General features: G+C 65.5%; 22 protein-coding genes and 1 riboswitch. Of the genes, 12 read left to right on the top strand and 10 right to left on the bottom strand.

What is annotated here, in order from left to right:
• Nucleotides 1-4 precede the first annotated feature (4 nt).
• The 3 genes from H607_RS0101025 to H607_RS0101015 all read left to right on the top strand — a co-directional run bounded on the left by H607_RS0101025 (nt 5) and on the right by H607_RS0101015 (nt 2,323).
• On the top strand, nt 5-388 hold the full coding sequence (locus H607_RS0101025; RefSeq protein WP_028873888.1) for a SirB2 family protein: 384 nt from the start codon (nt 5-7) through the stop codon (nt 386-388).
• Nucleotides 389-472: 84 nt separating this feature from the next.
• A complete protein-coding gene (locus tag H607_RS0101020; RefSeq protein WP_028873887.1) occupies nt 473-904 on the top strand; it encodes a c-type cytochrome in 432 nt (143 codons plus the stop codon).
• 24 nt (nt 905-928) lie between these two features.
• The gene (locus tag H607_RS0101015) at nt 929-2,323 is read left to right on the top strand and encodes a cbb3-type cytochrome c oxidase subunit I (RefSeq protein ID WP_028873886.1); all 1,395 of its coding nucleotides are present in this window, start codon (nt 929-931) and stop codon (nt 2,321-2,323) included.
• Nucleotides 2,324-2,379: 56 nt separating this feature from the next.
• Here H607_RS0101015 and H607_RS0101010 read toward each other — a convergent pair whose 3' ends face one another.
• Genes H607_RS0101010 through H607_RS0100975 form a run of 8 tightly spaced genes read right to left on the bottom strand, consistent with a single transcriptional unit; the run spans nt 2,380 to nt 10,238 of the window.
• The gene (locus tag H607_RS0101010; protein ID WP_028873885.1) at nt 2,380-3,924 is read right to left on the bottom strand and encodes a nitrite reductase; all 1,545 of its coding nucleotides are present in this window, start codon (nt 3,922-3,924) and stop codon (nt 2,380-2,382) included.
• A complete protein-coding gene (gene nirJ, locus H607_RS0101005; RefSeq protein ID WP_028873884.1) occupies nt 3,921-5,060 on the bottom strand; it encodes a heme d1 biosynthesis radical SAM protein NirJ in 1,140 nt (379 codons plus the stop codon). Before nirJ ends, H607_RS0101010 begins: the two co-directional genes overlap by 4 nt.
• 13 nt (nt 5,061-5,073) lie before the next feature.
• Nucleotides 5,074-5,583 (bottom strand): siroheme decarboxylase subunit beta, encoded by a 510-nt coding sequence (ahbB, locus tag H607_RS0101000; protein WP_028873883.1) that lies wholly within the window; start codon nt 5,581-5,583, stop codon nt 5,074-5,076.
• A complete protein-coding gene (locus H607_RS0100995) occupies nt 5,580-6,047 on the bottom strand; it encodes an Lrp/AsnC family transcriptional regulator (protein WP_028873882.1) in 468 nt (155 codons plus the stop codon). The genes ahbB (H607_RS0101000) and H607_RS0100995 overlap by 4 nt, the downstream gene beginning before the upstream one ends.
• On the bottom strand, nt 6,044-7,015 hold the full coding sequence (ahbB, locus tag H607_RS0100990) for a siroheme decarboxylase subunit beta (protein WP_028873881.1): 972 nt from the start codon (nt 7,013-7,015) through the stop codon (nt 6,044-6,046). Before ahbB (H607_RS0100990) ends, H607_RS0100995 begins: the two co-directional genes overlap by 4 nt.
• Before the next feature lie 4 nt (nt 7,016-7,019).
• Nucleotides 7,020-8,222: a cytochrome D1 domain-containing protein gene (locus H607_RS0100985; RefSeq protein WP_028873880.1), complete on the bottom strand. Its 1,203-nt coding sequence runs from the start codon at nt 8,220-8,222 to the stop codon at nt 7,020-7,022.
• Nucleotides 8,159-8,506, bottom strand: coding sequence for a c-type cytochrome (locus tag H607_RS0100980; RefSeq protein ID WP_037989191.1), 348 nt, complete (start codon nt 8,504-8,506; stop codon nt 8,159-8,161). Before H607_RS0100980 ends, H607_RS0100985 begins: the two co-directional genes overlap by 64 nt.
• Before the next feature lie 16 nt (nt 8,507-8,522).
• A complete protein-coding gene (locus tag H607_RS0100975; protein ID WP_028873878.1) occupies nt 8,523-10,238 on the bottom strand; it encodes a nitrite reductase in 1,716 nt (571 codons plus the stop codon).
• Between the two features lie 195 nt (nt 10,239-10,433).
• Here H607_RS0100975 and H607_RS0100965 point away from each other — a divergent pair, with 195 nt between their 5' ends.
• The 4 genes from H607_RS0100965 to H607_RS0100950 all read left to right on the top strand — a co-directional run bounded on the left by H607_RS0100965 (nt 10,434) and on the right by H607_RS0100950 (nt 15,110).
• Nucleotides 10,434-11,624 (top strand): NnrS family protein, encoded by a 1,191-nt coding sequence (locus H607_RS0100965; RefSeq protein WP_157381248.1) that lies wholly within the window; start codon nt 10,434-10,436, stop codon nt 11,622-11,624.
• A gap of 95 nt (nt 11,625-11,719) precedes the next feature.
• Nucleotides 11,720-12,514 carry a uroporphyrinogen-III C-methyltransferase gene (cobA, locus tag H607_RS0100960; RefSeq protein ID WP_028873876.1) on the top strand — a complete coding sequence of 265 codons (795 nt, stop codon included), beginning with the start codon at nt 11,720-11,722 and terminating at the stop codon, nt 12,512-12,514.
• Complete coding sequence (locus H607_RS0100955; RefSeq protein ID WP_028873875.1) at nt 12,511-13,290, top strand: CbbQ/NirQ/NorQ/GpvN family protein; 780 nt, start codon at nt 12,511-12,513, stop codon at nt 13,288-13,290. Before cobA ends, H607_RS0100955 begins: the two co-directional genes overlap by 4 nt.
• Before the next feature lie 2 nt (nt 13,291-13,292).
• On the top strand, nt 13,293-15,110 hold the full coding sequence (locus H607_RS0100950; protein WP_028873874.1) for a nitric oxide reductase activation protein NorD: 1,818 nt from the start codon (nt 13,293-13,295) through the stop codon (nt 15,108-15,110).
• Between the two features lie 12 nt (nt 15,111-15,122).
• Here H607_RS0100950 and H607_RS0100945 read toward each other — a convergent pair whose 3' ends face one another.
• Entirely contained in the window at nt 15,123-15,821 is a 699-nt protein-coding gene (locus H607_RS0100945) for a Crp/Fnr family transcriptional regulator (protein WP_051240517.1), read from the bottom strand.
• A 6-nt stretch (nt 15,822-15,827) separates the two neighbouring features.
• Nucleotides 15,828-16,703, bottom strand: coding sequence for a lysophospholipid acyltransferase family protein (locus H607_RS0100940; protein ID WP_028873872.1), 876 nt, complete (start codon nt 16,701-16,703; stop codon nt 15,828-15,830).
• A 301-nt stretch (nt 16,704-17,004) separates the two neighbouring features.
• On the opposite strand from H607_RS0100940, the gene metK reads away from it, so the two are divergent.
• The 5 genes from metK (at nt 17,005) to H607_RS0100915 (ending at nt 21,558) form a co-directional block, all read left to right on the top strand.
• Nucleotides 17,005-18,171: a methionine adenosyltransferase gene (gene metK / locus H607_RS0100935; protein WP_028873871.1), complete on the top strand. Its 1,167-nt coding sequence runs from the start codon at nt 17,005-17,007 to the stop codon at nt 18,169-18,171.
• Between the two features lie 67 nt (nt 18,172-18,238).
• Nucleotides 18,239-18,304: riboswitch (S-adenosyl-L-homocysteine riboswitch) on the top strand.
• Nucleotides 18,305-18,376: 72 nt separating this feature from the next.
• Nucleotides 18,377-19,786 carry an adenosylhomocysteinase gene (gene ahcY, locus H607_RS0100930; RefSeq protein ID WP_028873870.1) on the top strand — a complete coding sequence of 470 codons (1,410 nt, stop codon included), beginning with the start codon at nt 18,377-18,379 and terminating at the stop codon, nt 19,784-19,786.
• 71 nt (nt 19,787-19,857) lie between these two features.
• On the top strand, nt 19,858-20,709 hold the full coding sequence (gene metF / locus H607_RS0100925; protein WP_028873869.1) for a methylenetetrahydrofolate reductase [NAD(P)H]: 852 nt from the start codon (nt 19,858-19,860) through the stop codon (nt 20,707-20,709).
• 175 nt (nt 20,710-20,884) lie between these two features.
• Entirely contained in the window at nt 20,885-21,133 is a 249-nt protein-coding gene (locus H607_RS0100920) for a FitA-like ribbon-helix-helix domain-containing protein (protein ID WP_028873868.1), read from the top strand.
• Nucleotides 21,130-21,558 carry a type II toxin-antitoxin system VapC family toxin gene (locus H607_RS0100915; protein ID WP_028873867.1) on the top strand — a complete coding sequence of 143 codons (429 nt, stop codon included), beginning with the start codon at nt 21,130-21,132 and terminating at the stop codon, nt 21,556-21,558. Before H607_RS0100920 ends, H607_RS0100915 begins: the two co-directional genes overlap by 4 nt.
• Nucleotides 21,559-21,641 lie beyond the last annotated feature (83 nt).

Raw genomic sequence — 21,641 nt, 5'->3', positions numbered from 1 at the left:
CGCCATGGACTACGCCACCCTCAAGCTCTTGCACCTCACCTTCGTCGGTCTGAGCTTGACCGGATTCCTCGTCCGATACTTCCTCACGGGGTATCGCCCCACGCTCCTGCGGCGACCTCTGCTGCGCATCCTACCGCACGTCAACGACACGCTGCTCTTCGCCGCCGGCATCGGTCTTGCCGTCCTTCGGCGCCTCTCGCCCTTCGCCGTTCCCTGGTTCGGCGCAAAGCTCCTCTGGTTGCTCGTCTATATCGTCGCCGGTTCGATCGCCCTCGGGCGTGGTCATACCCCACGCGGGCGACGAATCGCTCTCGTCCTCGCCCTTTGCGCCTTTGCCCAGATCGTAGGCTGTGCGCTGCGAAAGTCGCCCTGGGGGTGGTTCGGCTGAAGGGGCCGCGCTACTTGATGCGAATCAATGCGTCGCGGCCCGCCCTTCCCTATCCTGGGGCCGCCGTATCCCCAGGAGAGAAACATGGCGTCATTCTTCAGCACGAGCGCCGCTCGCAACATGTTCTATGGCGGTACGCTCTTTTCCGTCCTCTTGTTCCTCGGTGTGACGCTGCACACCGAGAGCGTGCTGCCGCAGCGCGATCAGCGCGCACAGATCGTGGCCAATCCGGCCATCGCCGCCGGCAAGCGCATCTGGGAGGAGAACAACTGCATCGGGTGCCATACGCTGCTCGGCGAAGGCGCCTATTTCGCCCCTGAACTGGGCAACGTCTATAAACGGCGCGGACCGGAATTCATCAAAGCCTGGATCCAGAGCCAACCCACCGGCGCGCCCGGTCGCCGCCAGATGCCGCAGTTCCATCTCAGCGAACGGCAGCTCGACGACCTGGTCGAGTTCCTGCGCTATGTCTCCGAGATCGACACGGCCGGCTGGCCCCCCAACATCGAAGGATGACCGGTTCCCCCAGGAGAATTTCCCATGAAATACGCTTCTCAAGCGGTCGCGAAACCCTATTTCGTCGCCGCACTCACCCTCTTCGTCGCCCAGATACTATTCGGTCTCATCATGGGCCTACAATACGTGATCGGCGACTTCCTCTTTCCCCACATCCCCTTCAACGTGGCGCGAATGGTGCACACCAACGCGCTGATCGTCTGGCTGCTGATGGGGTTCATGGGTGCGGCTTACTACCTCGTGCCGGAAGAAGCCGAACGTGAATTGCATTCGCCGCGACTCGCACTCGTCACCTTCTGGATCTTTCTCGTCGCGGCCGGATTGACGGTGATCGGTTATCTTGCCGTCCCTTATGCAACGCTCGCCAAGCTCACCGGCAACGAGCTGCTGCCGACGATGGGACGCGAATTCCTCGAGCAGCCGACCATCACCAAGATTGGCATCGTGCTCGTGGCCCTGTCGCTGCTCTACAACTTGTCGCTGACGTACCTCAACGGTCGTAAGACGGCGATCACCTCGGTGCTGCTTTTCGGGTTATGGGGACTGGCGCTGATGTTCCTTTTCGCCTTCGTCAATCCGATCAACGTGGTCCGTGACAAATTCTACTGGTGGTGGGTAGTGCACCTGTGGGTCGAAGGGGTATGGGAGCTGGTGCTGGGCGCCATCCTCGCCTTCGTGCTCGTCAAGATCACCGGCGTCGACCGCGAGGTGATCGACAAATGGCTCTACGTGATCGTAACGCTGACCTTGGTGAGCGGACTGATCGGTACGGGACACCATTACTATTGGATCGGTCTGCCGGAATACTGGCAGTGGCTCGGTTCGCTTTTTTCCGCGCTGGAACCGTTGCCGTTCTTCGCGATGGTGCTCTTCGCCTTCAACATGGTCAATCGCCGCCGGCGCGATCACCCCAACCGGGCAGCGACGCTATGGGCGCTCGGCACCAGCGTCATGGCATTCCTCGGCGCGGGGGTCTGGGGATTCCTGCACACGCTCGCGCCGGTGAATTACTACACCCACGGCACGCAGCTCACCGCCTCGCACGGACACATGGCCTTCTACGGCGCCTACGTGATGGTGGTGCTGACGATCCTCTCCTACGCCTGGCCGCAGCTGCACGGACGCACCGCTCAGGGCAACCGCTCGCAGGTGCTGGAGATGTGGGGATTCTGGCTGATGACGGTGTCGATGGTGTTCATCACCCTCTTTCTCACCGCCGCCGGCCTGCTGCAGGTCTGGCTGCAGCGCATGGGTGATACGCCGCAGCCCTTCATGGCGGCGCAGGAGAAAATCGCGCTCTTCTATTGGTTGCGGGAAGGCACGGGCGTGGTGTTCCTGGTCGGGCTTTTGACCTATCTGGCGAGTTTCTTCATCGGCGTAAAGGGCAGCCCCGCTTATGGTGAGGCAGCGCGTTCTTGAGCCGGACGACAAAGGGCGGGGGCTTGTCTCTCCGCTCTTTCTTTCCTCCGAACGTTTCAGTGGCTGGTACCGCCGGAACGTTCCAACTTGTTCGCGACGTTGTACTTGCCGATGGGCTTGTTCATGGGGATGCGGCGCACGAGCTGCAGCGTCTGCGTATCGATCACCCATAGGGCGCCATCGGGAGTCGGCTCCATGACGCTCGCGAGCGCATGGCGGCCGTCGCGCGTAAATTCGACGTGCGCGAAAGTTTTCCCGGGTTCGGGACGTAGCGTCGCGACGATCTGCAGCGTTTCTTTGTCGAAAACCTGCAAACCGTCACGGCAATCTTTCGTCATCATGCTATCGACGAAGGCATAGCGGCTGTTCTCGTGGGTGCGCACGAAGAATCCCTGCCCACACAAGTGCACCTCGGCGACGATATGCCAGTCGCCCAGATCGATCACCGACAACACGGGACGCTGGAGGTTGGTCGAGGCCATGAGGGTTCGTCCCTGTCGTTCGAAGATCACGCCAGAGCCTAGATGCGGCATGCCGTCGAGGGCGAGTTCGGCCACCGGGCGACCGATGTCGAGGTCGATCACCTGGGCGCGGCCCTCGCGCGACGCTCCGAGCACACGGCGGTAAGAGGGATCGAAGAAGAAATCGTCGAGCACCAAATCCAGGTCGACGCGGCGCGGATGCAAAAAACCAGGATGAGCGAGTGCCTCGGCCATGCGAAAATCGTGCACCAGGCCATCATAGATTGGAGCGGCGTGCTCGTCGTAGCTCACTTCCCACAATTGCGGGATGTCCTTGAGTGCGACGACGAAACTACGGCGAGGGGCTGCGTCATAGACGGCCGAGACACGCGACTCGGTCTTGCCGTCGCGGCTCGCCGCCGTGAGAATCTTCACCGGTTCGAGATCGGCGTCGAGAATGACTAGGGTATGAGGGAGGTAATTGGCCACGGCCACGAAGCGCCCGTCCGCCGAGACTGCGAGGTTGCGTGCGTTGATGCCGACCCGAACCTGGGCCACGCGTTCGAGCGCCCACAGGTCGAATTTCTCCACCCAGCCGTCGCGCGAGGCGGTGTAGACGAAGCGTCCGTCCGGCGAGAATTTCGGCCCGCCATGTACGGCGAAATGCGTTGGCAGGCGGGCGAGCACGGTGAAGCGATCGCCGTCAAGCACGCTCAAGTGATGATCCCCTTGCTCGACCACGACGAAGAGATTGCGCGGGTCGGCCTCATGGATCGGCCTCGCGAGCAGACGCGGCGGTTGCGCCTCGCGACTGGCACGGATGTGGGCTTCGTCCCACTGGGGTGGCTCGATCCCGGGACGCAGCAACCAAGCGGCGAGCGCGGCGAAGTCCTCCTCGGCGAGCGTGCCGGCAAAAGAGGGCATTTGCGTGGCGGGGCGGCCATCGCGGATCACTGCTGCGATTTGCGGTGCCCGCAGACGCTCCAAGCTCTCGGGCAGCAACGCTGGCCCCAATTGCCCCCAGCGATCGGGGCCATGACAGCTCGCGCAATGCCGGGCGTAGAGAACGGCGGGTTCCTCGGCTCGGGCGAAGGAGGTGACACCGAGCGCGGCGACGAGACAGGCAAGGAAGGGTTTCACGTGGCGATCTCCTCGTCGTAGAGGTAGCAACCAGGATCTTCCCCCCAGGGAGATCCTGCACCAATCTTGGCACGCACGCGCGAGCTGCCATTGCATAGAGCGAGGAAGCGGCAGCGGGCGCAGCGCCCCTCGAGCCGACGGGGATGTTCGCGCAGTCGTGCCAGCAGCACGTCGTCCGGATCGGACCAGATGGCCGAGAACGGGCGCTCGCGCACGTCGCCGAGCCGCAGGTGCCACCACATCGTGTCCGGATGCACCTTACCGAGATTGTCGATGTTGGCCACATTGACGCCGCTCGCGTTGCCACCCCATTGCTGCAGCTTGGCCTCGATGTGCGCCGCCCGCTCGGGGAAACGACGTCGCACCCACAGCAGAAAGAAGGCGCCGTCGGCATCCTGGTTGCCGGTGGTGTATTCGCGCCTCGTTCCCTCCTGCCGCTCCTGCAGGCAACGCTCGAAGAGCGTTTCCATCGCCCAACGGGCGGTCTGCACCGCCGCGTCCTGTTCCCGGTTCTTGCGGCCACGGCCGGCGTAGTTCAGGTGCGAGAGATAGAATCGCGGCACCCCCTCGGCGCGTACCCAATCGAGCAGTGGCAAGAGATCACTGGCGTTGCCTTCGGTGAGCGTAAAACGCACTCCCACCTTGAGACCGCGCGCCACGGCGCCACGCACGGCCCGGGCGCTGGCGGCGAACGCCCCGACGTGGCGGCGAAATCGATCATGTGTGGCCTCCAGTCCGTCGAGACTGATGCCCACATAGTCGAACTCGGCCGTGGCGATGCGATCGAGCATCGCCTCGTCGATGAGCGTACCGTTGGTCGACAGCGCCACGTACATCCCCTGCGCTTTGGCGTACGCAGCCAGGGTAAAGAGATCAGGGCGCAGCAGGGGTTCGCCGCCGGAAAGGATCAACGCCGGCACACGAAAGCGCGCCAGGTCGTCGATCACGGCGAGCGCCTCGGCGGTGGTGAGCTCGCCGGCGAAGTCGGCGTCGGCCGATAGGGAATAGCAGTGCTCACAAGCGAGGTTGCAGCGCCGGATCAGGTTCCAGATCACCACCGGTCCCGGCGGACGGCGCCGTGGCCCGACGGGCGTGGGCGAAAAGAGTTCTTCGACGAAGGCGCTCAGGCGAAACACGGTCCTGCTCCTTTCAGAAATGCAGCCGCACACCCGTCTTTTTCAGGATACGGCTGGAGAACAACACCTCGTGAGCACGCACGGCCTCCGGAAAGCGCGCGGCGAGCAGGGCCGCGGCAGAGGCGACCGCCCGCTCCACTTCGACGCGCTCGCGTGCGTGGAACATGGCGAACAAGTTGTAGTGCCACAGCGGCAGGGCACGTGGTCGACGATAGCAATGGCTCACTTCGCCCTGCTCGGCGAGCCAGCGTCCGATGTCATCGACGTATTCATCATCCACGTCCCACACGCTCATGCCGTTGGCGACGTAGCCCAGCGCATAGTGGTTGGGGGCGGCGGCGATGCGACGGATCACGCCGGTCGAACGCAGCCGCGCGAGCCGCTCGAAGACTTCTTCCGGCATCCAGCCCAGGCGCTCGGCGAGGGCGTGGTACGGTCGCACTTCGAGCGGCAATCCGCCCTCGACGGCGAGCATCAAACGACGATCCCGCTCGTCGGGCACGAAGGGCACCTCGCCGTTCATGGACGCAACCTCAAGCGCATGAAATATTCGCGCTCCTTGGGGAAGAGCCACACCGGCAGAGAGACGGCATCCTCGATCGCCCGCGCCGTCTCGGCGATCCCCTCAGGGCGCGTGGCCGCGAGCACGAACCACATATTGAGCGCATGTTCGCGACGGTAATTGTGCGCCACCTGGGGAAAGGCCCCGACGAGGGCCGCCACCTCCTCGAAGCGTTCCTCGGGCACCGCCATGGCCGCGAGGCAGAATGCACCGCCTAGGCGCTCGACCTGGAAGAAGGGTCCGAAACGCGTCACGATCCCCTCGGCGAGATAGCGCCGCAGCCGCTGCAGCACATCCTCTTCGCTCACGCCGAGCCGTTCGGCCAGATCGGCGAAAGGTAGCTCACACAGCGGCAGGTCGTCCTGCAGCGCCCACAGCAACCGCCGGTCGAGATCGTCGAGTGTCGCCGGCGCTCTTTCCCTCATCGTTCCCGTCCCGTGTAATCCGCCCCAGTCTGTTTGTATTCTTTCGTACTGAAAAGCATCCGATGCGGCCAGCGATCGAGTCCGAGTTTCTGTCCCAAACGATGACGCTCGCGCGACACCGTGTCGCGATCGCGTCCATGGATCATCACATAGAGGTTGTAAGGCCAGTATGGCGGTGCACGGAAGCGTTCGTAGCACAAGGTCACCGCCGGCTCACAGGCGAGCCGTTCACCCACCGCACGCACCTCGTCATCGGGCACGTCCCACACGCACATGGCATTGTCCCGATAGCCGAGCCGGCGGTGCCGTAGCACCGCCCCGATGCGGCGCACCACCCTCGTGCCGATCCACTGCTCGAGCTGGGCGATCACCGCCGTCTCCGACCAACCGATCGCCTCGCCCACGGCGGCATAGGGACGCGGTACCAGCGGCAAACCTGCCGAGAGCTCACGTACCAAGGGTTCCATCTCGGCTGGAAGACTCGCCTGCGGTAGCACCTCCATGGTGGTCGGCGTGCATCGCCCTTCGCCGGACAGATCGAACCCGAGATCGATGAAGAATTCGGCCCGCAACGGCAAGGCGATCACCGGCACGCCCAGCGCCCTCTCGATTGCCACGAGCACCGCGCGGCCCCGCGCTTCGGAAGGAGACGTGAGCACGAACCACAGATTCCATTCGTCCTCGCGGGCGTAGTTGTGGTTGACCTCGGAAAAGACGCTCACGCATTCGGCGACCGCGTCGAGCTTGTCGGGCGGCACACGCGCCGCCGCGAGCGTGCTCCATCCAAGGCGCCGCGGTGCCCATACCGGCCCTAGCCGCGCCATCCATCCTGCCGTCCGGGCCATAGCAAAGGATTCGATCACTTCCGTCTCCGTTCGCTCCTCCTGCGCGGCGATCCCTGCGAAAGGGGACGGCACGAGCGGGAAACCCCGTTGCCAGCGATTGACGAAAGAAAGCAATGCATCCATCGGATCACATCCCAAAACGCGTGGCGCGATAGGTGAAGAAGATGCCGCTCGGGCTGCGAGCCATGAAACGGCTGCGCTCACGATGCGTCAGCGCATCGTAGACCACGACGCGGTCGTCGTCGCGGCACGACACCCACACCTGATCTCCTTTTGGCGTGAATTCCATGTGTAGTACCGCCTGCTCCGGTTCGAGCGTATCCCGTACCGTCAGCGTCTCGGCATCGATCACCTGCACGCGGCCGTTGTCGGGGAGCGCGAAGTTCACCCAGATCTCTCGCCCGTCGGGGCGGGCCATGACGAAGACGGGCTGCCCTGCTACTGCCACGCGACCGAGCTCGCGCCAGTCGCGCCGATCGACGACCAATACTTCATGCCGCCCAATCGCCGGCAGGAAGAGACGCTCCCCGGCCTGCGCCCAACCCCGCAGATGTGGCATCTTATAGACAGGCAGAGGGGCCTCGCCCCGGCCATATCCGTCGATGATACGACGCACCCCGACCTCGGGATGCCAGGAATCCCACAGCGCCACGCCATCCTCACCGAAGAGCCCGGCAAGGTAGAAACGCCCGTCCGGCGTCACCAGTCCGTCGTAGGGCTGGCGACCGGCGGGGGCGCACTCCGTACGCGGGGCATCGGGCACGGAGAAGTCGCTCACACAAATCTCGCCGGCATCGAAGAGCGCATAGGCGAAACGCTGCCCGGGCAGATCGGCGAGCCCTACCACTTTCGCGGCCTTGCCGTCCGGCCCCGCTTTGGCCGGTACTTCGGCCACCCGATGTAGATCGTCGGCGTCGAACGCCACGATGCCGCCAGGCTCGTAGTTCTGGGCCACCACGAGACGTCCGTCCTGCGAAATCGCTCCACCGATGGAATTTCCTGCCTGCTGCACCCGCGCGACGATGCCCGGTCGCAGCAGATCGAGCTTGGTGAGCGCCCCATCGCGCCCGAAGACGTAGGCGAAGCGCTGATCGCGCGAGAAAACCACCGAAGCGTGCGACAGATCCCCCAATCCTTCGACACGGGCGAGCACCTCGGGCTTGGAGTACGCCACGATAAGCACGCTGCCGCTCGCCCGCTCGATCACCACTCCCAAATCGCCCGTGCCGCGCTCCTGCGCCGCGACCAACCCCACTCCGCTGGCGCTCAGCGCGAAGACGAGCCAACGGGCAATGGAGGAAATCCTTGCTGTAAGCGTTCGACGATCCATGCGATTTCCTCCGTACTGAGTAAGCTGGCAAACGGCGGCATCGGCGTGCCGGGACGGCCATGAGCGATCACTGCCGCCAAGGTTTCTCCCCCTTTGCCGGCAAGCGCCTCCGCCGTGAGCGCTGGCCCCAGCCCACCCTGCAAGCTCAGGCCGTGGCAGGCGCCGCAGTCCTGCCGCACCAAGCGCACGAGCGCTGCCTGACGTTCCGCCCCCGGTTCGGCGTGGACCGCGGCGGCCAAGACCAAGCCCCAAGCCACGCCGAATGTCCCATGCCACCGCCGCATCCTCTCACCCTTCGCTTCAATAGACGTCATGCTGTGTGTTATAGACGTTGAAGTGCCCCGTCGGCGTGATCAACCGTGGATCCTTGATCACTGCTTTCGGCTGCAGCGTCTTGTCATCGACGATGACCAGAGCCGACTGCTTGTCCTTTGCCGACCACACGGCGAACCACACTTCGCTGCCGTCCTTGTTGAACTCCGGCTGCACCACGCGCTTGGCGCCGTCATCAGCGATCCCCGCCCATTCGGCGATCGGCAGTACTTTGAATCCTTTGTCCAAAGCATCGATGTCGAACACCGCTACCGATTGTGAGATCTTCGCGTCGGGGTTGAGCGGCGTATCCACGTAGAGGTGCTTGGACTTCGGGTGCGTCTTGATGAAGAGGCTCCCTCCTCCCTGCCCTGGCAGCGATTGCACCACTTTCCAAGCGTACTGCGGATGCTTTTGCGGGTCGGTACCGATGAGCGCGATCGAGTCGTCGCCCAAATGCCCCGTCGCCCACACCGGACCGTACTTCGGATGGACAAAGTTTGTGCCGCGCCCCGGGTGCGGAATCTTGCCGACATCGATGAGCGCCGCGCGCTTGCCTTCCTTGGCATCGATTACCGCCACCTTGTTCGACTGGTTCGCCGCCACCAGGAAATAGCGCTTCGAGGCGTCCCAGCCGCCGTCGTGCAGGAAGCGCGCCATCTCGATCTCGGTGATCTTCAAGTTGTGGAGATCAGTGTAGTCGACGAGGTGCGTCTTGCCCGTCTCCTTGATGTTCACGACGAATTCCGGCCGGAAGTGGCTCGCCACGATGGAAGCCACCCGTGGCTCGGGGTGGTATTCCTGCGTGTCGACCGTCATACCCCGCGTAGCGACGATCTTGAGCGGTTCGAGCGTGTCCGCATCCATGATGACGTATTGCGGTGGCCAATAGGAACCGGCGATGGCATATTTGTCCTCATAGCCCTTGTACTTGGAGGTCTCGACCGAGCGCGCTTCCAAGCCGACGCGGATCTCAGCCACGTTATCCGGTTTCTCCATCCACAAGTCGATGAGGTTGATCTTGGCGTCGCGCCCGATCACGTAGAGATAGCGCCCAGAAGCCGACAGACGGGAGATATGAACCGCATAACCTGTCGGTATTATGGTAATGATCTGTTTTGTATCCCCGTCGATCAGCGCCACCTGACCAGCATCGCGCAACGTCACCGAGAAGAGGTTGTCGAGGTTGTAGGCGTTCATTTTCTTCTTCGGCCGCGCTTCGGGTGGCACGAGCACATTCCAGGTCGCCTTCATCTCCGGCATGCCATATTCGGGCGGCTGCGGCGGCGTCTGCTGCACGTAGCGTGCCATGAGGTCGACTTCTTCGTCGGTAAGTTCGCCCGAGGTCCCCCAGTTCGGCATCCCCGCCGGCGAGCCATATTTGATGAACACTTTCAGATACTCGCTGCCTTTCTCCAAGGTGATGTCGGGGGTGAGCGGCTTGCCCGTGGCTCCCTTGCGTAGCACGCCATGACAGCCGGCGCAACGTTCGAAATAGATCTTGCGCCCTTTCTCGAATTCCGCCTTCGTCATCGGCGGCGCCTTGGGATTGATGTCCTGATACATCTCCACCTCGGCCAAGGGTGAGCCGCCAGCCTGATAGCGGATCTCCTCCTCCGTCACTGGTTTTTCCTGAGCCCAGGCCATGCCGATGGCCAAGGGCAACGCCGCCAACGTCCCCCACGTTTTTCTGCCCCGTCCCATGATCGATCCTCCCCGCCGATGAAAAAGATTGCGACGATTTCACTCTAGAGGCGATGCGAGGCAATTTCCTTGACGCAAGTCAATTCGACGAGAATGGTCTTCGCCGCCCCCATCTTGACTGCGATCAAGGACGAGCTTCCTTTCTGCGGAACACAATGGAGCAACTTACGAAAACCGTGTCCGCGGAGCATTTCCATGCCCACCATCTCACTACAAGAACCGCACCCATCCACCCCTAACCGCCCGAGCCTCGCCACCTGGTTGGCAATGGCTTTCCGCCCCTTTTATCTGCTCGGCGCTCTGCTCACCGTGCTCGCCGTACCCTACTGGGCGATCACGCTGCGTGGCGTCCCCGCCCTGCCGGGGGTGTGGTGGCACGCGCACGAGATGGTCTGGGGCTTTGGTGCAGCGATCGTCGTCGGCTTTCTGCACACGGCCGTGGCGAGTTGGACGGGACAGCCGCCGCTGCGCGGCGCCCGCCTGGGCCTGCTCGTGCTGCTGTGGCTCGTGGCCCGGTTCGGCTGGTTCCTCGGCGAGCGGGCCTTTCCTGTCGCTGCAGGGGCAGCGATCGCTTTTCTGCTCCTTGCCGCTTTCTGGCTCGCCCGTTCGGTGCTCGTTGCGCGCAATCGGCGCAATTACGTCGTGCCGCTGCTGTTGCTGCTGTTCGCAGGCTTCGAGGCGGGTTTTTTCTGCACGGTGCAAGGAAAGCTCGCCGGCGAGCCCCTCGCCTGGCTCGATGCCGGCGCCCTGTGGCTCGCCGGGATGATCTTCTTCCTCGGCATGCGGGTCATCGCCTTTTTCACCAGCCGGGCACTTGGTTTGCCCCAAGTCCCCAATCCGGCTTGGGTTCAGGTCGGTACCGTGGCCGGCGGTTTCGCGTTGGCCCTCGCCGTGGCCCTCGAAGCGCCTGCCCCGCTCATCGCTGCACTCGCCGTGGCCGTGGCCTTCATTGCCCTGCGCCAGAGTGGGCGATGGTTGCATTGGGCGATCTGGACCAATCCCATGGTGTGGATCCTGCACCTCGGTTTCGCCCTGACGGCAACGGGGGTGCTCGCCTATGGGATCGCCGCCTTCGCTCCCGCTTGGCGCAGTGCCGCGCTGCATCTGCTCACGGTAGGCGGCATCGGCTCCATGACACTGGGCATGATGACGCGCACGGCGCTCGGTCACACGGGCGGTCATCCCAACCGCACCCCTCGGGGCCTGCGCTCCGCCTTTCTCGTGTTGCTCGCCGCGGCGCTCCTGCGAGAATTCGCCGCATTCCCATCCGTTGGTCGTGGCACGCTGCACGCCAGTGCCTTTGCGTTTGCGCTCGCGTACCTCATCTACCTATGGCGCTTCGCTCCCCGCCTCGTCCGCCCGCGTCCGGACGGGCGCCCCGGTTGAACACTCGGCTCTTTCGATCTTCCCGAGCGGTATGAATGGACGGACCGAACCGTGGTACAAACCGCAACCAGGAACAAACCGCAAAGGATGAGACGATGGAGCGGCAAGCGATCGTGCAGAAAGTCTATCTGGTAGGCGCCGGCCCCGGCGACCCGGAACTGCTCACCGTGCGGGCGCTGCGCCTGCTGCAGGCCGCCGAGGTGCTCGTCTACGACAACCTGGTGAGCCCGGCCGTGCTCGAGTGCGTCCGCCCCGAGGCGCGGCGCGTCTTCGTCGGCAAGCGCGCCGGCCGGCATACGCTCCCCCAGGAGGAGATCAACGCGCTTCTCGTCGAACTCGGGCAGACCGGCGCAGTGGTCGTGCGGCTCAAGGGGGGCGACCCCTACATTTTCGGGCGCGGCGGGGAAGAAGCCGAAGCGCTCGCCGCAGCCGGCATCCCTTTCGAGGTCGTGCCCGGCATCACGGCGGCCTGCGGCATGGCCGCGAGCCAGGGCATTCCCCTCACGCACCGCGACCACGCCCAATCCTGCCTCTTCGTCACCGGGCATCTCAAGGACGGCGCCCTGCTGCTCGACTGGGAAGCGCTCGCCCGGCCGCGCCAGACGGTGGTCTTCTACATGGGGGTGAGCACCCTGCCCACGATCTGCCGCGAACTCGTCGCCCACGGCCTGCCGGCCGACACGCCCGCGGCCGTGGTGCGCAACGCGACGCTGCCCGATGCCGAACGCCTCAGCGGCACGCTGGCGAGCCTGCCCGCGCTCGCGGCCGCCGCCGAACTCGCCCCGCCGGCGCTACTGGTGGTGGGCGACGTGGTAGGGCTCGCCGAGCGGCTCGCGCCCCGAGCGGCGGCCCTTGCTGAATCCACTGTCACATCGAAAGCCACGCCATGACGCTTCCCGCCTATGAACCGGCCAGCGACGAGGTCGAACTCTTCGAACACGCCTGGCGCAACCGCCTGCCCGTGCTCATCAAAGGCCCCACAGGGGTGGGCAAGACCCGCTTCGTCACCCACATGGCGGCGCGCCTTGGCCTACCGCTCTTCTCCGTGGCCTGCCACGACGATCTGACCGCCGCCGACCTCGTTGGACGCCATCTCGTGCAAAACGGACAGACCGTGTGGCAGGACGGGCCGCTCACGCGCGCCGTGCGCGAGGGCGGCATCTGCTATCTCGACGAGATCGTCGAGGCGCGCAAGGACGTCACCGTCGTCATCCATCCGCTCGCCGACCACCGCCGCACACTGCCGCTCGAGCGCACGGGCGAGCTGCTGGCCGCACCGCCCGAATTCATGCTGGTCGTCTCCTACAATCCCGGCTACCAGAATTTCCTCAAAGGGCTCAAACCCTCCACCCGGCAACGTTTCGTGGCGCTGCGTTTCGGCTTTCCCGACGAGGCGCGCGAAATCCGCATCCTGCAGCGAGAAACGGGGTGCGACGCCTTACTCGCGCGGCGTCTCGTCGCCCTGGGTAACGCCATCCGCCGGCTCGACGGGGTCGATCTCGAAGAAGTGGCCTCGACGCGGCTCCTCGTTTATGCCGCCCTGCTGATCCGCGGCGGCCTGCCGGTGCTCGCCGCCTGCCGCGCGGCGCTCGTCGAGGCGCTGTCCGACGATGCCGAGGTCACCGCCGGGCTAGAAGAGCTGGTGCGCACCGTGCTCGGCGAATAGCCATGGAGACCTGGGCCGGAGCGCTGTGGGATCGCTGGGTGCGGCACCTCGCCGAAGCGCACCACCCCCATGCCGAAATCCGCCTCGAATCCTTACGGCGCCCCCTGTCGGTATTCTTCCGCGGCGTGGGCGGCGAGGCCGGACGCAGATTCGCCGTGGCCGAACGCCGTATCCACGAAGGGCGGCGTACGTGGCGCGAACGGCTCGCCGGAACCGGCCGTCTTACCGAACTTCCCCATCTCACCGCCGACGAACTGCGCCTTCCCGCCGCGATCGCCCATTTTCCCAAACGCCCCCTCAACCGCGACCTCTATTTCTGGCTCGCCCTGCTCGCCGCCCATTTCGTCCCCAACGGCGAACCGTGGTGGCTCGCCAACCAGCGCGCCACCGCCGTGGCGCTCGCCCGCTACCCTGCGTGGCAGGAACGCTATGATCGCCTCGTCGCAGCAAGCCTCGCGCTTCGCCCCCTACCGCACCAGCTGCCCCCGGTCGACGCTGCCGTGGAAGAAGCGATCCGCGCCGCCCTGCGCGCTCCCGGCAGCGTGCGCACCTTTCCGGCTTCACCGCGCCCGCCGCGGCCGGTGATGCTGTGGCTGATGCCTCAGGAGACCGATGCCGCGGCGGCTCGGCGCCGTCCCCCGCCTACCGCCAAGGACGGGGCTTCCTCTTCGGCCGCGGCCCCGATCCAGACCGAGGCGACGGAAGACCCTGGCTCGCAGCACGGCATGCTGCTCGCGTTTCGCGCCGAGAGCCTGCTGTGCTGGGCGGAATACGTGCGCGTCGACCGCTCGCTCGAAGACGCCGAGGGGGACGAAGCCGGACGTGCCGCCGCCCAGCTCGAACGGCTGGCGCTCGCCGAGGACTCCGACCCCGTCGCCTCCCGCGTGCGCATGGACCTGGAACGCCCGCCCGCCGCAGACGCCGATGAAAGGCTGAGGGAGGGAATCCTGCTGCCCGAATGGGATTATCGCCGCGGCCAGTACCGCCCCGATCACTGCCGCATCGATCTGCCCCGTGACGAGGCGATGCCCGCCCCTTTGCCCGGACAGCTTCGCCCGCTCACGCAACGACTGCGCGCCGAACTCGAACGCATCCGCAGCGAGCGCCGGCCCCAGGCGGGTCAGCCCGAGGGCGACGCGCTCGACCTCGACGACTGGGTCCGTCGCCACGCCGAACTGCGCTCCGGCTGCCCCGTCTCGGCGCAACCGCGCTATATCGACACCCCGCGCACGGCGCGCGATCTCTCCTGCCTGCTGCTCGCCGACGTGTCGCTGTCTACCGACGCGCACGCCGATGATGCGCACCGCGTCATCGATGTGATCCGCGACGCGCTGCTCGTGTTCACCGAGGCGATCGAAGCGGCGGGCGACGCCCTTGCCGTGGCCGCCTTTTCCTCGCTCGGCCACGCACACGTGCGTTACCATCGACTCAAAGATTTCGGCGAGCGCAACGGGCCGGCCGTGCGCGGTCGCATCCTCGCGCTACGCCCCGGCGACTACACCCGCCTCGGCGCAGCCATCCGCCACGCCGCCGACCGGCTCGCCGCCACGGCTTCGCGGCAAAAACTGCTGCTCGTGCTCACCGACGGCAAACCGCACGACATCGACCACTACGACGGCCGCTACGGCATCGAAGACACACGGCGCGCCCTCTTCGAATGCCGCCGGCGCGGTATCCGCCCCTTCTGCGTCGCGATCGACCGCGAAGCCGCCGATGTTCTGCCCTACCTCTTCGGCCATGATGGCCACGTCGTCGTGCAACGCCTCGGCGAACTCGCCGCCCGCCTGCCGCGGCTCTACGCCGAGCTCACCCGGCCGTGAAACCGCTCGCATTCAGCGCCGCTCTTCCCTCCCCCCATAATCCCTCAACCGCCCCACGTCCGGCACCACCACCCTACGCCCTTCGGATCGCAACACTCCCTGCTGCGCGAGCTCGTGGAAAACGCGCGACAGCGTCTCCGGCGTCAGGTTGAGGCGCGAGGCGATCACGTAGCGCGGCAGTGGCAGCTCGATCGTTGCCTCCCCGCGCTCGTGCTCGCAGGATTGCAGCAGATAGCCGATCACCCGCTGGGCCGCCGTCTGCAACGAATACGCCTCGATATCGCGCACCATGACGCGCAACCGCATCGCCATGCCGGCGAGCATGCGACGGCAAAAGTCCGGCCGACGCTCCAGCAATTCATCCACCGCCTCCTTGGGCACGAAGACGAGCTCGGCCTCGCCGAGCGCCGCCGTCGACACCGGATACGGTTGGTCGAGAAACATCACCGCCTCGCCGAAGGTCCCGCCCGGCCCGACGGTGTCGACGATCTTCTCCGCCCCCGAAGGAGAATCGAGAAACAGTTTGATGCGCCCGCGCTCCACCAGGTAAAAACCGCGCGCCGGCTCGCCGCGCAAGAACAGCACCTCGTCGCGCGTGAGCTGCACCGGCCGGCAACGCCGCGCCAGCGCTTCCAACTCCTCCTCGTCCAGCAAGGCGAACAATGCCACCCGTCGCAGCCGGTTCGCGAGATGCTGCGTCTCGTCCATCATCCCCCCTCAATACAGCCGCGGCTCCCCCGGAGGCCGCGTCTTGAAGCGCCGGTGCACCCAATGGTACTGCGCCGGCATGCGACGGATCTCGCCTTCGAGCCAGCGGTTCATGCGTGCCGCGTCGGCTACTTCGTCTTCGGAAGGGAAATCCGCCCAGGGTTCGCCGAAGCGCGTCACGTAGCCCTTTCCATCGGGCAGCATCTCGGTGACGCAGGGCACCACCGCCGCGCCGGTGAGCCGCGCCAGGCGCGACAGACCCGTGATCGTGGCCGCCGGCACACCGAAGAACGGCACGAAGACGGACTCCTTGCGCCCGTAATCCAGGTCGGGCAGGTAATAGAGCGGCCGACCGGCGCGCAAAGCGCGCACCACCGGTCGGATACCGTCCTGGCGCGCCACCTGCAGCTGATCGCCGAAGCGGGAACGCCCCCAGTTGAGCCATCGATCGGCCACCGGGTCCCTTTTGGGGCGCGAATAGACGTAGACCCCGTCGTACTCCATCGCCACGCGCGTGCCGCCCATGTCCAGCCCAAGAAAGTGGGGCACGAGCAGGATCACCGGTCGTCCCTGGGCGCGCACGCCATCCGGATGCTCCTTGCCCTCGAGCCGCACCAGCCGCCGGATGCGCTCGGCCGGGGCAAACCAGGAAATCCCCCGCTCCAGGATGCTGCGCCCCAGCAGGCGGAAGTGCTCGCGCAGCACGGCACGCCGCTCGGCCTCCGTCCATTCGGAAAAGCACAGCCGCAGATTCACCTCGGCCACGTGGCGCCGCGAGCGCGCCAGATGAAAGAGCAGCGCCCCGAAACCGCGGCCGAGCGCCGCCAGCAGCGGCAGCGGCAGCCAATGCAACACCCACAGCAAGGCAACCAGCAGACGGGACATTTCCTCATTACCTTGAAGAAGATTTATAATTATCGCTCATCCGCCGAGTTAATCCGACAACTTGCGGGGCGGAGAGCTTGTGAAGAAATCGTCGCGAGCGGGTCGAGTGCGAGGCGCACGGAGCGCAGCGACGAGACATATCGCGAAGATAGGCGAGGAGCGAGCACCGCGCAACGACGCAATCGGGCCGCGCAGCAGATCGATTCACAAGCTCGGACAAGAAATACCGCTAAAGCGTCGCCCGCTCCCCTGATCCCCAGAGCCGGCACGCCGCCTCACGGGGATCGAAGGGAGCGATTGCATGGCCAAGGAATACCTCTTCACCTCCGAATCCGTCTCGGAAGGGCACCCGGACAAGGTCGCCGACCAGATCTCCGACGGCGTGCTCGACGTCATCCTCGGCGAAGACCCCCACGGGCGCGTCGCCTGCGAGACCCTCGTCTCCACCGGGCTCGTGGTCATCTCCGGCGAGATCACCACCAAGGCACACCCCAACTACCGCGAGATCGCGCAGGACGTCATCCGCCGCATCGGCTACGATGATTCCGACATCGGCTTCGACTACAAGTCCTGCGCCATCCTCACCGCCATCAACCGCCAATCGCCCGACATCGCCCAGGGCGTGGGCAAGGCTTTCGACGATCCGCTCGACCAAGGCGCCGGCGACCAGGGCCTCATGTTCGGCTACGCCTGCACGGAAACCCCGGTGCTCATGCCGCTGCCCATCTACTACGCCCACCGCCTCATGCAGCGCCAGGCCGAAGTGCGCAAGGATGGCAGGCTTCCCTGGCTGCGGCCCGACGCCAAGTCGCAAGTCACGGTACGCTACGTCGACGGCAAGCCCACCCAGGTGGAGACGGTCGTCCTCTCCACCCAGCACCACCCCGACATCACCTACGACGAGATCCGCGAGGCGGTGATCGAGGAGATCATCCACCCCATCATTCCGCCGCAGCTGCGCGCCCCCGACATCAAATACCTCATCAACCCCACCGGGCGCTTCGTCGTCGGCGGGCCGCACGGCGACTGCGGCCTCACTGGGCGCAAGATCATCGTCGACACCTATGGCGGTGCGGCGCACCACGGCGGCGGCGCGTTCAGCGGCAAGGATCCTTCCAAGGTCGACCGCTCGGCGGCCTACGCCGCGCGCTACGTGGCGAAGAACATCGTGGCCGCGGGTCTGGCGGATCGCTGCGAAGTGCAGATCGCCTACGCCATCGGCGTGGCCCGTCCCGTGAGCCTCATGGTCGAGACTTTCGGCACGGGCAAGATCCCCGACGAGAAAATCGAGACGCTGGTGCGCCAGCACTTCGACCTGCGTCCGCGCGGCATCATCCAGATGCTCGATCTGCTACGCCCCATCTATTCCAAGACCGCCGTGTATGGTCACTTCGGCCGCGAGGAACCCGAATTCACCTGGGAGATGCTCGACAAGGCCGAAGCGCTGCGCTCCGACGCCGGGCTGTAACGCCCACCCCGCGGGCGGCCGGACCTCCGGCCGCCCTTGGTGCTACGCCCTTTTGCTATAATCCCCGCCAACCGAGGAGCGCTGCAACCCGCACGGGCCAGGCTCGGTTCAGATCCAACGGCGCTCACCCGTCTTCTCCGGCCGGACGGAAGACGCAGGTGAGCTGCGCATCCGCTCGGCCTCGTTCCCGAATAGGAGCATTTCGATGAACCAGGCCGCATCCATTTCCGAGTACGTCGTCGCCGATCTTTCGCTGGCCGAATGGGGCCGCAAGGAGATCCGCATCGCCGAGAGCGAGATGCCCGCGCTCATGGCGCTGCGCCGCGAATACGCCGAGCAAAAACCGCTCACGGGCGCCCGTATCGCCGGCAGCCTGCACATGACCATCCAAACCGCCGTGCTCATCGAGACGCTGGTGGCGCTGGGCGCTCAGGTGCGCTGGGCCTCGTGCAACATCTTCTCCACCCAGGATCACGCCGCCGCGGCCATCGCCGCCGAAGGCATCCCCGTCTTCGCCAAGAAAGGCGAGACGCTGGAAGAATACTGGGACTACACCCACCGCATCTTCGAGTGGCCCGACGGCGGCCATTCCAACATGATCCTCGACGACGGGGGCGACGCCACGCTCCTGCTGCACCTGGGCGCCAAGGCCGAGCGCGACCCGAGCGTGCTCGACCACCCCACGACCCTCGAAGAAAAGGTGCTCTTCGCCCGGGTGCGCGCGCAGCTCGAGCGCGACCCCACCTGGTATTCGCGGCGCATCGCGGCGATCCGCGGCGTCACCGAAGAGACCACCACCGGCGTGCATCGCCTCTACCAGATGCAGGAGCGCGGCGAACTGCGCTTTCCGGCGATCAACGTCAACGACTCGGTCACCAAGTCCAAGTTCGACAACCTCTACGGCTGCCGCGAATCGCTCCTCGACGGCATCAAGCGCGCCACCGACGTGATGATCGCCGGCAAGATCGCCGTCGTCTGCGGCTACGGCGACGTGGGCAAGGGCTCGGCCCAGGCGCTGCGGGCGCTGCGCGCCGAAGTGTGGGTCACCGAGATCGACCCCATCTGCGCCCTGCAGGCGGCGATGGAAGGCTACCGTGTGGTGACCATGGAAGAAGCCTGCGACAAGGCCGACATTTTCGTCACCGCCACCGGCAACTACCACGTCATCACCCACGAGCACATGCGCCGCATGAAAGACCAGGCGATCGTGTGCAACATCGGCCACTTCGACAACGAGATCGACGTCGATTCGCTGCGCCACTACCGCTGGGAGAACATCAAGCCGCAGGTCGACCACGTCATCTTCCCCGACGGCAAGCGCATCATCCTGCTCGCCGAAGGGCGGCTGGTAAACCTCGGCTGCGCCACCGGGCACCCCAGTTTCGTGATGAGCTCGTCGTTTGCCAACCAGGTGCTCGCGCAGATCGAACTCTACACGCACCCCGAGCGCTACCCCGTGGGCGTCTATCGACTGCCCAAACAGCTCGACGAGAAAGTCGCCCGGCTGCAGCTCACCCGCCTCAACGTCCAGCTCACCCGGCTCACGCCCGAGCAGGCGGCCTACATCGGCGTGCCCCTCGACGGGCCCTACAAGGCCGAACACTACCGCTACTGAGCCTGTAGACGCCGACCGTCGCGTGCGACGGCGGCGCCCCCTGATCCCACCACTCTCCCCAGGAGCGACCGATGCCGCCGCTCGAGATCTCCGTCGAATTCTTCCCCCCACAAACGCCCGAAGGGGAGGCCAAGCTCGAGGAGGCGCGCCGGCGCCTCACGCAACGCCTGCGCCCGGCCTACTATTCCGTCACCTACGGCGCCGGCGGCTCCACCCGCGAGCGCACCTTCGCTGTGGTCGAGCGGCTGCACCGCGCCGGGCTCGACGTCGCCCCCCACCTCTCCTGCATCGGCGCCACCCGCGCCCAGATCCGCGAGATCCTGCAACAGTACCAGGCGCTCGGCGTGCGCCGCCTCGTGGCGCTCAGGGGTGATCTCCCCTCCGGCGTGCGCGACCCCGGCGAGCTGCGCTACGCGAGCGAGCTCGTCGACTTCATCCGCGCCGAAACGGGCGATCACTTCTGGATCGCCGTCGCCGCCTACCCCGAATATCACCCGCAGGCAGCAAGCGCCCTGGCCGACCTCGACGCGTTTGCCCGCAAGATGCGCGCCGGCGCCGACTGCGCCCTCACGCAGTACTTCTACAACCCCGACGCTTACGCCCACTTCGTCGAGGAAGCCGGAAAACGCGGCGTCACCGCCCCCATCGTGCCCGGCATCATGCCGATCACCAGTTTCGCGCGGCTCGCGCGATTTTCGGATGCCTGCGGCGCCGAGATCCCGCGCTGGATCCGCAAGAAGATGGAAGCCTACGGCGACGATGCCGAATCGGTGCGCGCCTTCGGGCTCGAAGTAGTCGTGCGCCTGTGCGAGCGCCTGCTCCAGCTCGGCGCCCCGGGGCTGCATTTCTACACCATGAACCAGGCCGAGCCGACGCTGGCGATTGCCGAGGCGCTGGGCTTGACAGCACACCGCAGCAGGTGATCGCTGCGGCGCAGCCCCCGAAGCCGGCGCATCGCCCGGCGCTTCCACGGCCTCGCAAGGACGATCTCCCGATCACGTCGCGCAGGGCAGCGCCGCGCCCCAAGCTGCGAACCTTCTTGCCGTCTGGCCGGTCGATGCTTACACTAAAAGCATGATGCATGTAGCGGAGCCTTCCATGTCGAGCTTGACGATCTCCCAGATCGACGAAACCCTAGAGTCGGCCTTGAAACGGCGTGCCGCGCAAGACGGCGTTTCGGTGGAAGAGGAAGCCCGGCGTCTGCTGCGTCGCGCCGTGCTGGAAGAGGAAACGCCAGGGCTTGGCCAGCGCATTGCTCAGCGCTTCCACGACCTCGGAGTGGACGGTCTCCCCATCCCCCCCCGCACGGCCCCGCGACCGCCTCCCTTCCAAGACGAGACGGCATGATCCTGCTCGATACCAATGTCCTGTCCGAACTCATGCGCCCCACCCCGGCGCCGCAGGTGCTCGCCTGGCTCGATCGCCAAGTGCCCTCCCAGGTCTACCTCTGTGCCACCGTCCGTGCCGAAATCGAACTGGGCATCGCCCTTTTGCCAGACGGCCGGAAGCGCCAAGCACTCTACAGCGTTGCGCAGAGCATGTTCCGAGAAAATTTTGCCGATCGCTGCCTTCCCTTCGATGAGTCCGCCGCCATTCGCTATGCGGAAATCGTGGCAGTGCGCCTGCGCACTGGACGTCCGATCAGCGTAGAAGATGCCCAGATCGCGGCGACCGCCCTCAGTTGCGACCTGACGCTCGCAAGCCGCAACGTACGCGATTTTTCTGGCATTCCGGGTCTGCGCCTCGTCGATCCATGGGCGATGACACCTTGAGGTCAATGGTCTTTAAGCCCGCCATACGCCAACCGAAATACGCCGTTCGCCCCTTATAATTCAAATTCAAACGGCTTTCTTAC

It is taken from the genome of Tepidiphilus margaritifer DSM 15129, assembly GCF_000425565.1.
In the GTDB taxonomy this organism is placed as follows: Bacteria; Pseudomonadota; Gammaproteobacteria; order Burkholderiales; family Rhodocyclaceae; genus Tepidiphilus; species Tepidiphilus margaritifer.
This window is presented reverse-complemented; position numbering and strand designations above follow the sequence as displayed.

Excerpts from the sequence above, each read along its gene's own strand:
- metF (WP_028873869.1), top strand. The coding sequence starts at position 19,858 with ATGCCGCCGCTCGAGATCTCCGTCGAATTCTTCCCCCCACAAACGCCC.
- ahcY (WP_028873870.1), top strand. The coding sequence starts at position 18,377 with ATGAACCAGGCCGCATCCATTTCCGAGTACGTCGTCGCCGATCTTTCG.
- H607_RS0101020 (WP_028873887.1), top strand. The coding sequence starts at position 473 with ATGGCGTCATTCTTCAGCACGAGCGCCGCTCGCAACATGTTCTATGGC.
- ahbB (WP_028873881.1), bottom strand. The coding sequence starts at position 7,015 with ATGGATGCATTGCTTTCTTTCGTCAATCGCTGGCAACGGGGTTTCCCG.
- cobA (WP_028873876.1), top strand. The coding sequence starts at position 11,720 with ATGGAGCGGCAAGCGATCGTGCAGAAAGTCTATCTGGTAGGCGCCGGC.
- H607_RS0100950 (WP_028873874.1), top strand. The coding sequence starts at position 13,293 with ATGGAGACCTGGGCCGGAGCGCTGTGGGATCGCTGGGTGCGGCACCTC.
- H607_RS0100920 (WP_028873868.1), top strand. The coding sequence starts at position 20,885 with ATGTCGAGCTTGACGATCTCCCAGATCGACGAAACCCTAGAGTCGGCC.
- H607_RS0100940 (WP_028873872.1), bottom strand. The coding sequence starts at position 16,703 with ATGTCCCGTCTGCTGGTTGCCTTGCTGTGGGTGTTGCATTGGCTGCCG.
- H607_RS0101025 (WP_028873888.1), top strand. The coding sequence starts at position 5 with ATGGACTACGCCACCCTCAAGCTCTTGCACCTCACCTTCGTCGGTCTG.
- H607_RS0100965 (WP_157381248.1), top strand. The coding sequence starts at position 10,434 with ATGCCCACCATCTCACTACAAGAACCGCACCCATCCACCCCTAACCGC.
- ahbB (WP_028873883.1), bottom strand. The coding sequence starts at position 5,583 with ATGAACGGCGAGGTGCCCTTCGTGCCCGACGAGCGGGATCGTCGTTTG.
- H607_RS0100955 (WP_028873875.1), top strand. The coding sequence starts at position 12,511 with ATGACGCTTCCCGCCTATGAACCGGCCAGCGACGAGGTCGAACTCTTC.
- metK (WP_028873871.1), top strand. The coding sequence starts at position 17,005 with ATGGCCAAGGAATACCTCTTCACCTCCGAATCCGTCTCGGAAGGGCAC.
- H607_RS0100985 (WP_028873880.1), bottom strand. The coding sequence starts at position 8,222 with ATGGATCGTCGAACGCTTACAGCAAGGATTTCCTCCATTGCCCGTTGG.
- H607_RS0100945 (WP_051240517.1), bottom strand. The coding sequence starts at position 15,821 with ATGATGGACGAGACGCAGCATCTCGCGAACCGGCTGCGACGGGTGGCA.
- H607_RS0101015 (WP_028873886.1), top strand. The coding sequence starts at position 929 with ATGAAATACGCTTCTCAAGCGGTCGCGAAACCCTATTTCGTCGCCGCA.
- H607_RS0100975 (WP_028873878.1), bottom strand. The coding sequence starts at position 10,238 with ATGGGACGGGGCAGAAAAACGTGGGGGACGTTGGCGGCGTTGCCCTTG.
- H607_RS0100915 (WP_028873867.1), top strand. The coding sequence starts at position 21,130 with ATGATCCTGCTCGATACCAATGTCCTGTCCGAACTCATGCGCCCCACC.
- H607_RS0100995 (WP_028873882.1), bottom strand. The coding sequence starts at position 6,047 with ATGAGGGAAAGAGCGCCGGCGACACTCGACGATCTCGACCGGCGGTTG.
- H607_RS0100980 (WP_037989191.1), bottom strand. The coding sequence starts at position 8,506 with ATGCGGCGGTGGCATGGGACATTCGGCGTGGCTTGGGGCTTGGTCTTG.